The organism is Pseudonocardia benzenivorans CB1190 (genome assembly GCF_000196675.2).
In the GTDB taxonomy this organism is placed as follows: Bacteria; Actinomycetota; Actinomycetes; order Mycobacteriales; family Pseudonocardiaceae; genus Pseudonocardia; species Pseudonocardia benzenivorans.
The window spans coordinates 2,402,395-2,413,684 of sequence record NC_015312.1 but is presented as its reverse complement, the minus strand read 5'-3'; the positions used below and the strand labels follow the sequence as shown (position 1 = coordinate 2,413,684).

Annotated in this window: 11 protein-coding genes; 3 read left to right on the top strand and 8 right to left on the bottom strand. The window is 70.8% G+C overall.

Annotated elements, in window-relative coordinates; translation table 11 throughout:
* Positions 1-105 precede the first annotated feature (105 nt).
* The 8 genes from PSED_RS11445 to PSED_RS11410 all read right to left on the bottom strand — a co-directional run bounded on the left by PSED_RS11445 (position 106) and on the right by PSED_RS11410 (position 8,819).
* Positions 106-948: a mycofactocin-coupled SDR family oxidoreductase gene (locus PSED_RS11445; RefSeq protein WP_013674398.1), complete on the bottom strand. Its 843-nt coding sequence runs from the start codon at positions 946-948 to the stop codon at positions 106-108.
* 116 nt (positions 949-1,064) lie between these two features.
* Positions 1,065-2,027 carry a vWA domain-containing protein gene (locus PSED_RS11440; protein ID WP_013674397.1) on the bottom strand — a complete coding sequence of 321 codons (963 nt, stop codon included), beginning with the start codon at positions 2,025-2,027 and terminating at the stop codon, positions 1,065-1,067.
* Positions 2,028-2,053: 26 nt separating this feature from the next.
* Positions 2,054-2,968, bottom strand: a complete 915-nt coding sequence (locus PSED_RS11435) for an AAA family ATPase (protein ID WP_013674396.1) — start codon at positions 2,966-2,968, stop codon at positions 2,054-2,056.
* Positions 2,965-4,143, bottom strand: coding sequence for an epoxide hydrolase family protein (locus PSED_RS11430; RefSeq protein WP_013674395.1), 1,179 nt, complete (start codon positions 4,141-4,143; stop codon positions 2,965-2,967). The genes PSED_RS11435 and PSED_RS11430 overlap by 4 nt, the downstream gene beginning before the upstream one ends.
* On the bottom strand, positions 4,140-4,904 hold the full coding sequence (locus tag PSED_RS11425) for an SDR family oxidoreductase (protein ID WP_013674394.1): 765 nt from the start codon (positions 4,902-4,904) through the stop codon (positions 4,140-4,142). The genes PSED_RS11430 and PSED_RS11425 overlap by 4 nt, the downstream gene beginning before the upstream one ends.
* A complete protein-coding gene (locus tag PSED_RS11420; RefSeq protein WP_013674393.1) occupies positions 4,901-7,369 on the bottom strand; it encodes a xanthine dehydrogenase family protein molybdopterin-binding subunit in 2,469 nt (822 codons plus the stop codon). Before PSED_RS11420 ends, PSED_RS11425 begins: the two co-directional genes overlap by 4 nt.
* Positions 7,369-7,911, bottom strand: coding sequence for a (2Fe-2S)-binding protein (locus PSED_RS11415; RefSeq protein WP_013674392.1), 543 nt, complete (start codon positions 7,909-7,911; stop codon positions 7,369-7,371). Before PSED_RS11415 ends, PSED_RS11420 begins: the two co-directional genes overlap by 1 nt.
* Positions 7,908-8,819, bottom strand: coding sequence for an FAD binding domain-containing protein (locus PSED_RS11410; protein ID WP_013674391.1), 912 nt, complete (start codon positions 8,817-8,819; stop codon positions 7,908-7,910). Before PSED_RS11410 ends, PSED_RS11415 begins: the two co-directional genes overlap by 4 nt.
* 166 nt (positions 8,820-8,985) lie before the next feature.
* Between PSED_RS11410 and PSED_RS11405 the strand changes: the two genes are divergently transcribed.
* From PSED_RS11405 to PSED_RS11395, 3 genes are all read left to right on the top strand, one after another.
* A complete protein-coding gene (locus PSED_RS11405) occupies positions 8,986-9,927 on the top strand; it encodes an NADP-dependent oxidoreductase (protein WP_013674390.1) in 942 nt (313 codons plus the stop codon).
* 114 nt (positions 9,928-10,041) lie between these two features.
* On the top strand, positions 10,042-10,407 hold the full coding sequence (locus PSED_RS11400; RefSeq protein WP_013674389.1) for a hypothetical protein: 366 nt from the start codon (positions 10,042-10,044) through the stop codon (positions 10,405-10,407).
* A gap of 1 nt (position 10,408) precedes the next feature.
* The gene (locus tag PSED_RS11395; protein WP_013674388.1) at positions 10,409-11,275 is read left to right on the top strand and encodes a mycofactocin-coupled SDR family oxidoreductase; all 867 of its coding nucleotides are present in this window, start codon (positions 10,409-10,411) and stop codon (positions 11,273-11,275) included.
* The last annotated feature ends 15 nt before the right edge of the window (positions 11,276-11,290 follow it).

The following is an 11,290-nucleotide window of genomic DNA, read 5'->3' as shown; positions in this document are numbered from 1 at the left end:
GGGCGCAGGGAAACGGTCAGCAGTGCAGGAAGGGTGTGCCGGGCAGAATCAATACTCTTCCCGAGTCGAATGCCTCGGGGGTGTCCCGCCGTGGGACACGGGCACCTATTTGATCAGCGCGCCGGCGTCGACGGACATGCGTAGTCCGGTCACATATCGCGACTCATCGGAGGCGAGGAACAGCACAGCGTTGCTGACGTCGCGCGCGTCGATCCAGGGAATGGGCAGAAGGTTCATCGGAGCACAAGCCTCGGCGAACTCCTCCCGTGTCGGGACGCGGCCGCCCAGGTCCGCGCGGAACAGTTTCTGCATCGGCTCGTTGCGCATGAGGATGTCGGTGTCCACGGCCGTCGGATGGACGGTGTTGACCCGGATGCCGTACTCGGCCACCTCGGCCGCCAGCGACTGGGCGAGCCCGACGTCGCCGGCCTTCGCGGCCGAGTAGGCCGCGGTATGGGGAGTGCCCTTCAACCCCACCAACGAGCTGGTGATGATGATCGAACCTCCACGACCTGCGGCGATCATCTTCGGGACCACCGCCTTGACGGTGTGCCACACACCCGTGAGCATCACGTCGAGTTGTGCGTCCCACATCTCCTCGGTGATCTCCCACGTCCTCGGGACCGAGTCGATGATCCCGGCGTTGGCACAGACGATGTCGATGCCGCCGAACTCCGAGCAGGCCTCGTCCACCACGGCCTGCACCCCGGCCGCGTCGCGGACGTCGACGCGCCGCGCGAGGATCCGGCGGTCCTCGTTCTCCACGAGCCGCACGGTCTCGGCGAGCTCCTCGGGGCTACCGAGCGGATACCCGAGATTCTCGATGTCGGCACAGATGTCGAGGGCGACGATGTCGGCGCCCTCCTCGGCGAGCCTTCGTGCATGTGCTCTGCCCTGCCCGCGCGCCGCGCCGGTGATGAGCGCGACCTTCCCCTTCACCCGATCCACGATTCGTCGCTCCTGTCTCGTCGGAATGGGGCGGTGGCGCCACGAGGGCGATCCGCGGAACGAAGTGACCGTAGGCCGAGAAATTGGGCGCGTGGTGTCCCGGAATGTGACACGAATCAATCGATGAGGAGATGGTTCAGAGCAGGTGCGACGTCGCGGTGCGTCGCGACCGGCGCGAGGCGGCCTCGGCCCAGCCGGGCGAGGTCCACGGCGAGGTCGGCGTCGTGCTCGCCGTCGGACTCGAGCATGACGTGCAGCTCGCCGCACCGGGCCGCGGCGATCCGCGGATCCGGGCCCGCGTTGTGCACTGCGTCGGAGAGCAGGACGATCGAGCGTCGACGCACCGGCGTCCGTGCGAGCTCGGCGCGCGCGACCTCGAGTCCGAAGGAGACGTTGGTGAGTCCGCGCGCGGGGATGCGCAGCAGGCGGTCGAGCATCCGGGCCGCCGGCATCCGGGCGTCGAACGACTTGACAAGCGCCGCATCGGACCAGAATGCGACGAGTGCAAGCTGGTCGTCGGTAGCGGCGCCGGTCAGATCGGCCGTCAGCGCGGCGACCGCGGCGGCCGTGATGCGCGCCTTCTCCCCGCGCATCGAGCCCGACACATCGGCCATCAGCACGACGGCGCGCGGTGAGCGCACCCGCTCGCGCACGACGATCTCGGTGTCCTCGGGATGCGGCCGCTCGGCGAGCACCTCCAGGGTGCGGTCGATGTCGATGTCGTCGGAGCGATATCGGTAGGGCATCGGCTGCAGACGGCCGGCGCCGCGACCACTACTGGCGACCCGCGGCCGGCGCCGCACGGTGAGGCTGCGCGCGATGCGCCGGGCCAAGGCCGCCACCTCGCCGTCGGCCGGCGTGTCCTCGAGCAGCTCCTCGAGGTCACGACGACGAGCCCGCTGCATCGTCACCAGCACACCCTGGCCGCCGGCCGGCCGGTCATCGGCGCCCTCGCCGCGGCCGTCGGCAAGGTCGACTACCAACGGGCTGCCGTTGTCGTCCTGGAACAGCGACGGCGCCTCGGTCAGCGTCTTCGGGGTCCGACGCCGCGGCGCCGGTGTCTCGTGGGCACCGGGCAACTCGACCGCATCGGCGACGTCGAGGTCTAGGCGGTGCGGTCCCGGCGCCGCACGCCGGGGTGCGAGAAAAAATGGTTCTCCCAGAGCTCGGTGATCACCTGCTCCGGCGTCGCCTCCGACGTCTCGTCCACGGCGATGCGTGCCGACAGCGCGAGCAGCGCCGCATCGAGCACGATCCGGGTGCGGTCGGCCTGGGTCTGCATCGCCTCCAGCTCGACGGCGAGGGCGACGAGGTCGATCGCGCCGCGGACGCTCGAACCGCGGCGCAGTTCCGGGTGCACCCGCGTCGCCCGGGTCATGGCAACCGCGTCGGCCACGAGCAGGTCGTCGGAGCACCCGGTGCGGGTCGCGACGATCGCCCGTTCTTCGCCGTCGTCCTGGTAGTCGACGACGAGCCGGCACCAGCGGTCGTAGACGCTGTCGGAGATCCGCGCCGTGCCGATGTTGTCGAACGGGTTCATCGAGGCCAGCAACCGGAACGTGGGCAGGGCCCGGACCGTGCCCGCGCGCGGGACGACGACCTCACGCTCGGCCATCGCGGCGAGCAGGACGTTGAGGGTGTCCTCCGGCGCACGGTTGAGCTCCTCGATGTAGAGGAAGCCGCCTGCCTGCATCGCCTGCACCAGTGGGCCGGGGACGAAGTTGTCCCTGGAGTAGTCCTCCTGGAGCACCCGAGCCGGGTTGTGGTGCCCGACGAGCCGCGCCGGGGTCAGCTCGCCGTTGCCCTCGACGAGGACGAACGGGACACCCCAGTTCGCGCTGATCGCGCGCAGCATCGTCGACTTGGACGTCCCCGGCGGGCCCTCGAGCAGGATGTCGCGGCCGGCCGAGACCGCCGCGAGCACGAGGTCCAGCTCGCGCTCGCGGCCGACGACGCAGCCCGCGACGGCGTCGCGTCGAGAGCGGGCGGACCCGCGCACGGAGGACTCGAACCCGCTCATCGGGCCGACCTCAGTGGGCGGAAGAACTCGCGGACGTCGTCGACGATCGCGGCGGGCTGCTCAGCCGGTGCGAAGTGACCGCCCGCCTTCATGTACGAGAGGCGGCGGAGGTCGTAGTAGTCCTCCATCCATGCCGTGGGCATGACGAGCAGCTCCTGCGGGAACACCGCGATCCCGGTGGGCGCCTTGACGACCGGCGTCGCCGTCGACTCCGCCTTCCACAGGTCGTTGCGCGCCTCCCAGTAGAAGCGGGCGCTGGTCACGAAGCTCTCGCCGACCCAGTACAACATCGTGAGGGTGATCAGGTCCTCCTTGGTGAACACCGACTCGACGTCGCCGCCGCAGTCGCTCCACCAGCGCCGCCGGTCGACCAACCAGGCCAGCAGGCCGGCGGGCGAGTCGTGCATCGCGTAGGCGAGGTTCTGCGGGTCCGTGCTCTGCACGGCGATGTGGCTGGTCGCATGAGCCATCCGGGCCCGGCTGTGGTGGTACCAGTGCCGCTCCTCGGGCGCGTAGTCCTCCTCGGCCGGGAGCGCCGCCTCGAAGAAGTCCAGCGGCAGCGAGAGGCTCAGGTGGATGCCGATGAGGTGGTCGGCGTAGCGGTGCCCCAGCTCGGAGGTGACCAGCTGGCCCCAGTCGCCGCCCTGCGCCGCGTACGTCTCGTAGCCGAGGCGCTCGCGCATCAGCACGTCCCACAGCCCGGCGGTGCGGTGGAAGTTGATCCCGGTGCGCTGCAACGGGACCGAGAAGCCGAAGCCCGGCAGTGACGGGACGACGATGTCGAAGGCGTCGGCCGGGTCGCCGCCGGATGCCGCCGGGTCGGTGAGCGGCCTGATGATCTGCTCGTAGTCCCAGAACGACCACGGCCACCCGTGGGTCAGCACGAGCGGCATCGGGTTCGGGCCCTTGCCGCGCTCGTGGATGAAATGGATCGGGACGTCGTCGATCGTGGTGCGGAAGTGCTCGTACTCGTTCATGCGACGCTCCACGGCACGCCAGTCGTACTCGGCGAGCCAGTAGGAGACGAGCTCCTCGAGGTAGGCCCGGTTGGCGCCGTAGCGCCAGTCGGCGTTGCCGACGTCGGCGGGCCAGCGCGTCCGCGCCAGCCGCTCGCGGAGGTCGGTCAGGACCTCGTCGGGGACCGCGACGACGAACGGCTCGACCGCCCCGCTCACCGGGGCACCAGACCGGCGTCGACCGGGACGGTCAGACCGGTGAGCAGGCGCGCGTCGTCGGAGGTCAGGTAGACCACCGTCCCGGACACGTCGCCGGTGGCCACCGAGGGTTCGGGCGTGTCGGCCGCCGGGTCGAAGACGAGGCTGCCGGGCGGCGCCGGGACCGCCGGGTCGGCGGGACCGCCCGCGGGGTGGACGCTGTTCACGCGGATCGCGCGCGGCGCCAGCTCGTGTGCCAGCGACCGCACCAGCCCGACGACGCCGTGCTCGGCGGCGGCATGATGGGCCAGGTGCGCAAACCCGCGCAGCCCCGCCGCGCTGCCCACGACGGTGATCGAGCCGCCGTCGGCCATGTGCGGTAGTGCGGCACGGCAGGTGTTCCACACGCCGGTGAGAACCCGGTCGAGGGTGCCGTGCCAGACCTCGTCCGCGATCCCCTCGACCGATCCGGGGGCGGTGACGACCGGGCTCGTGACGACGGCGTCCAGGCCGCCCAGACGCCCTGCGGCGACGGCGACCGCGGCGTCGAGCGCCCGAGGGTCGCGGACGTCGACGTCGCGGGCGACGATCCGGCCGCCCAGCGACTCGACGACCGCGACGGTGGAGCTCAGGTCGGGATGGCCGGTCGGCCCGGGCGCGCCCTCGTCCAGGGCGATCACGCCGGCGCCCTCGCGAGCGAGCCTGACCGCGAACTGACGACCCGGAGCCTGCCCGGCCCCGGTCACGAGCACGACCTTCCCCGCGAGACGCGCCGTCGTCATGTCTCCTCCTTCCGGAGCCAGCCGACGATCCGTTCGGGGGTCGCGGGCAGTTCGGTGACCCGGACCCCGTGGTCGCGCAGGGCGTCGTCGATCGCGGCGGACAGCGCGCCCGGAGCCATCAGACGGCCGGCCTCCCCACCGCCCTTGATCCCGTGCGCGGTGATCGGCGAGGGCGTCTGTTCGTGGCCGAAGTCGACCTCCGGCACGTCGAGGGCGGTCGGGATCAGGTAGTCCCAGAACGTGCCCACCTGCGGGTTTCCGCCCGCGTCGTAGGTCAGCTCTTCCGACAGCGCCGTTCCGACGCCTTGCGCGGTGCCGCCGACGATCTGGCCGTCGTAGGACCGCGGGTTGACCAGGGTCCCCGAGTCGTGGACGGCGACGTAGTCGAGGATGTCGACCGCGCCGGTCTCCGGATCGACCTCGACGGCGACCAGGTGGCACGCGTGCCCCACACACGGATAGAAGGAGCCCAGGTCGCTGCGGTCCGGCTTGGGCATCGTCAGGTGCGGATGGTCGTAGACGAAGTTCGCGGCCAGTCCGCTCTCCTCGCCCGCCGGCAGTGCGGTCTTGACGAGATACGCGAGCATCGCCAGATCGGCTGTGCTGCGCCGCGCGTCCTCGGCGCCACGCACCTGGTAGCCCCCGTCGACCCACTCGAGGTCGGCTTCGTCGACCTCCATGTCGTGGGCGGCGATGCGCAGCAGCTTGTCCTTGATCTTCTTGGCCGCACCGGTCACTGCGCCCGCGAGCATCACGGTCAGCCGGCTGCCGCCCGGACCCGCCGCCGGGAGCCCGCCCTTCGTGCCGTGGTGCACGACGGTGACGTCGGCGGGGTCGACGTCGAACTCCTCGGCGACCAGCATCGCCGCGACGGTGTCGGAGCTGTTGCCCCAGAACGGAGTCGAGTAGAGGGTCACCGTCAGGTTGCCGACGGTGTCGACGGTCAGCGACACCCCTTCGGGAGTCGAGGTCGTCTTGACCGGTACGTCCTTGTCGTCGAACCAGAACCAGAACTCCGTGGCGCCGTATACACTGCGCTCGTTCGCCGTGACGATGCCGATGCCGACCTTGCGGCCCTCGGCGCGCATGAGGGCCTGCTTCTCGCGCCAGCCGGCGTAACCGAAGCGTTCGAGCGCATGGTCGAGCACCGGCTCGTAGTTGCCGGAGTCGTACATGTTGCCGCTCGGGATGTGGTACGGGAACGCATCGGGCGGGATCAGGTTGCGCCGGCGGATGTCGACCGGGTCCATACCCAGCTCGGCAGCAGCCTTGTCGACGATGCGTTCGAGCGCCCAGTTCCCCGCATCGGCGCCGAACCCGCGGTATGCGCCCTGCTGGGTCTTGTTCGTCAGCACCGCGCGCACCCGGTACTCCGTGCTGGTGATCCGGTACGGGCCTGTGACCTGCGCGAGTGCGTTCCCGTGCGACCCGACGCCGAACTGGATGTAGGCGCCGTAGTCGTCGACGCAGTCGATCTTCAGGCTCCGGAACGTGCCGTCGCGCATCAACGCCAGCTCGACGTCGTAGTAGCGGTCCGAGCCGTGCTGGTCGCCGTTGAGCTGGTGGTCGAGACGGTCCTCGACGTACTTCACCGGCCGCCCGGTGATCTTGGACATCATCGCCGCGGTCACCGTCGAGCGCCAGCAGAACTGCTTCGAGCCGAAGCTGCCCCCGGAGATGTAGGGCCTCAGGTCGAGCTTGTTGCTCGGGATGCCCAGCGCGACGGCCGCGCCGAACGCGAGCCACGTCATGCTGATGCTGTTGGTGTGCACCACCATCTCGCCGGTGCCCGGGTCGTAGTCGCCGATCGCGGCGGTCGTGTCGAGCGGATGGGCCGTCTGCCGGCCCCAGCGGAGCCGGTCGCGCACGACGACGTCGGCCGTGGCGAAGTCGTGGGCGACCTCGCCGAAGGTGAACGTCCGCTCATAGGCGACGTTGGTGCCCAGCGCCTCGTGGACGAGATCGTCGGTGTTCTCCGCGGCCTCGAGCGGGTCGACGATCGGATCGAGGAGGTCGTAGGTGACATCGATGAGGGTTCGGGCGTCCTCGGCCTGGTACCGGGTCTCCGCGACGACGACCGCAACGCCCTCGCCCACGTAGCGCACCTTGTCGGCGGCCAGCACGCGCCACACGTGCTTGTCGGGGGCGGGTCCCGAGTCGGGCAGCGGGGCGAACCGCGCGGCGGCCTCGGGCCCGGTCAGCACCGCGACGACCCCCGGCGCGTTGCGGGCCCGCTCCGCATCGACCGACACGATCCGCGCGTGGGCATGCGGACTGCGCAGCACCACGGCGTGCAGCATCCCCGGCAGGACGACGTCGTCGATGTAACGGCCCAGCCCTCGCAGCAGCTTCGGATCCTCGACCCGCTTCACCGATCGGCCGATCCACTTCAGATCCTTGTGCGGTGCCATCGGCGCGGGTGCCGTCGCCACTGGCACGTCGGTGGGGATGTCCGTCTGTGTCATCAGGAGCCGTCCTCGGCCATCTGCGCCGCCGCCTCGATCGCGGCGTCGACGATGAACTGGTAGCCGGTGCACCGGCAGAGGTTGCTGGAGATGCCCTCGCGAACCTGCGCACGTGTCGGCGTGGGGTTCTCCTCGAGGATCTCCTGCACGCGCAGCACCATCCCCGGGGTGCAGAAGCCACACTGGAGGCCCTGCTTCTCCCAGAACGCCTGCTGGATCGGGTGCAGCGTGGACGCGTCCGGCGCGACGCCCTCGATGGTGCGCACGTCGGCACCGTCCGCCTGGACCGCGAGCGTGATGCACGAGCGCACGGTCCGGCCGTCGAGGCGGACCGTGCACACGCCACAGACACCCTGGTCGCAGCCGGTGCGGGTGCCGGTCAGCCGCAGGTCCTGGCGCAGCACGTCGACGAGCAGCCGGCGTCCCTCCACCCGCAGCCGGTGCTCCGTGCCGTTCACGGTGATGGTGATCGGGTGCAGCGTGGCCGGGTCGGTGTCGACATCGGTGCCGACGGGAGCCGCCGGCTCGTGCGTCGCCGTCATCGGGTGCCTCCGGCTCGGGTCAGTGCGGTCGTCACGGCGCGCCGGACCTGGGCCCTCGCCACCGACGCGCGGTAGGCCCAACCCGGGACGGGCGCGGCGGACACCGGGAGAATGTGTGCCGCGAGGTCCCCGTGCGCACGCGGTGCGAGGCCGCTCGTGGTGGCGGCGGCGGCACGCTCGACCGTCTCCTCGTCGGCGACGGCGCCGCGCAGCACCTGCTCGGCCGCGCGCGCCCGGACGGGCCGGTCGGCCACGCCGCAGACGGCGATCGACACGTCGACGATGCGGCCGTCGGCGACGGTCAGCGAGACGGCGGCGCCGGCAACCGGGAAGTTGCCGCGCCGCAGGCTGAACTCCGACCACGCCTGACCGGTTCCGGGGCCGGCGACCGGGAACTCGACCTGCGCGACGATCTCGTCGGACCGCGCGACCGTGCTGAACGGGCCGGTGAAGAACTCCTCCGCATCGACGGTCCGGACCCCGTCGGCACTCAGCAGCGTGAGCCGAGCGTCGAGGGCGAGGGCGGCGCACGGCAGCTCGGCGACGGCCGAGGCGTGGGCGATGCTGCCGACGACGGTCCCGCGGTGGCGGATGGGGGGGTGCGCGACGTGCTCGACCGCCTCGGCCAGCAGCGGCACCAGGGCGCGAACATCGGCGGAGTGTTCGACCGCCGACTGCCTGGCCGTGGCACCGACGACGAGCCGGTCGCGCTCGCGGCGGACGAACCCGAGATCGGGGATCGGCCCGAGGTCGACCAGGTGCGCGGGCTCGGCCAGGCGCAGATTCAGCATCGGCAGCAGGGACTGGCCGCCGGCGAGCACACGAGCGCGCGGACCGAGTTCGCGCAGCAGACCCGCGGCATGCTCGGGACTCCGGCCGCGGTGGTAGCTGAACGGTGGTGGCTTCACCCGGGAAAGGCTGGCGGTCGGGGTCGGGCGCGGGTTGTCCCAAGTTGGGACGGGCTCGCGACGCTGATTGACACCTCTGAGAATGCGCTCCTACGGTTCGGTCGACAGCCGACCGTCGCCCGATCGACGGTCTCCTCGAGACAGAACGGACAGCTCCGTGCCCACGATGAAGGCGATCAGTCAGGACCGACCCGGCGGCCCGGACGTGCTGCACGTGATCGAGACGGCGCGCCCCACGCCCGGACCGACCGAGATCCTGGTGCGCGTGGAGGCCGCCGGTGTCAATCCCACCGACTGGAAGACGCGGTCCAGGGGGTTCTTCTACCACGACGAGAGGCCGCCGTTCACCCTCGGGTTCGACGTCAGCGGGGTCGTCGAGGCGGTCGGACCCGGCGTCACGCTCTTCACCGAAGGCGACGAGGTCATCGGCATGCCCCGGTTCCCCCGTCCGGCCGGCGGCTACGCCGAGTTCGTCACGGGCCCGGCCCGCCACTTCACCCACCGGCCCGCCGGCCTCGACCCGGTCGCCGGCGCCGCCCTGCCGCTGGCCGGACTGACCGCACGGCAGGCCCTCGTCGACACCGCAGGGCTCCGCAGCGGCCAGCGGGTGCTCATCCACGCCGCCGCGGGCGGGGTCGGCCACCTCGCGGTCCAGATCGCGAAAGCACGCGGCGCCCACGTGATCGGGACGGCGAGCGAGGCCAAGCACGACCTCCTGCGCCGGCTGGGCGCCGACCAGCTGGTCGACTACCGCACCCAGGACTTCGCCGACGTCGTCGAGGACGTCGACGTCGTCCTCGACACGCTCGGCGGCGACGTCACCGAGCGTTCGCTGCGCACGCTGCGCACGGGAGGCACGCTCGTCAGCATCATCCCTCCGGCGGGCTTCGACCGGTCGCTGCTCCCGACGCGCGACGGCGTCCGGGTGACGTGGCTGCTCGTGGAACCCGACCCGTGCGGCCTGGCCGACCTCGCCGCCCTCGTCGCCGACGGCAGGCTCCGGGTCGTCGTCGACCGGACCTTCCCGCTGAGCTCGGCGGCAGAAGCACACCGATACGGCGAGGCGGGGCGCACCACGGGCAAGATCGTCCTGGAGGTGTCCACCTGACCCTGTCCCACGCCGGGACAACAGCCATCGGTCGATCGTCAATAGCGTGGCCGTGAGGCCGAACCCCTGCCGGTACGAGTCTCCGGAACTGCGATCACACGAGAGGAAACGACCATGGCGATCGACCCTCAGGAGGACGCGATCAACGCGCTCCTCGACCTGCCCGAGGACCAGCCGATCATCCTCATGAACCTGCTGCGGTTCAACGAGGGCGGCGAGAAGACCTACGAGGAGTACGTCCGGCACTGCAAGGTGCACGGGCCGCGCTTCGGCGTCGAGTTCGTCTACCTCGGAAAGGGCGGGTACGCGATGGTCGCCGAGGACGGGCAGGCCTGGGACGCGGTCTGGATCGTTCGCTACCCGAACTCGAAGCAGTTCTTCGCACTGCTGCACGACGCCGACTTCAAGTCCGGCTTCCACCTGCGCGGCGACTCGCTGCAGGAGGCCGTCCTGCAGGTCACCACGCCGTGGGACATCTGACGTGGGCCGGCTCGACGGGAAGGTCGCACTGATCACCGGAGCCGCCCGCGGTCAGGGGCGCTCGCACGCCCGGCTGCTCGCGAGCGAGGGTGCCGACATCATCGCGGTCGACATCTGCGGCGACATCGACGACCTCGGCTATCCGCTCGGGACGAGGGCGGAGCTCGACGAGACGGTGGCCCTGGTGGAGGACCAGGACCGCCGCATCCTCGCGCGAACCGCGGACGTCCGCGACGTCGCCGCGATGCAGGACGTCGTCGACGACGCCTACGAGGAGTTCGGCCGCATCGACATCGTCTGCGCGAATGCCGGGATCTGCCAGGTCGGCCCGCGAACCTGGGAGGTCACCGACGAGATGTGGGACGCCCACGTCGACGTCATGGCGAAGGGCGTGTGGTCGACGGTCCGACCGGTCGTCCCCCGGATGATCGAGGCGGGCAACGGCGGTTCGATCATCATCACCAGCTCCCTGCTGGGGCTCAAGGCGATGCCGAACCTCGCGCCGTACTGCGCGGCGAAGTTCGCGGTGGTCGGGCTCTCGCAGTCGTTGGCAGCCGAGGTCGCCGAGTACGGGATCCGTGTCAACACCATCCATCCGACGACCGTCGACACGGACATCAACTTCAAGAACGAACCGCTGAAGCGGATGTTCCGCCCCGACCTCGATCACTCCCCCAGCAGGGAGGAGTTCGGGGAGGCGTCGTCGCAGATGAACCTGCTCTGGGATCCGTCGCAGCCCTGGAAACACGCCGTGCCGTGGCTCGACGTCAGCGACATCAGCAACGCCGTGCTGTTCCTGGCCTCCGACGAGTCGCGCTACATCACCGGTCTTCGGATGTCGGTCGACCTGGGCGCGCTGATCAAGTAGCGCTGATCAGGTAGC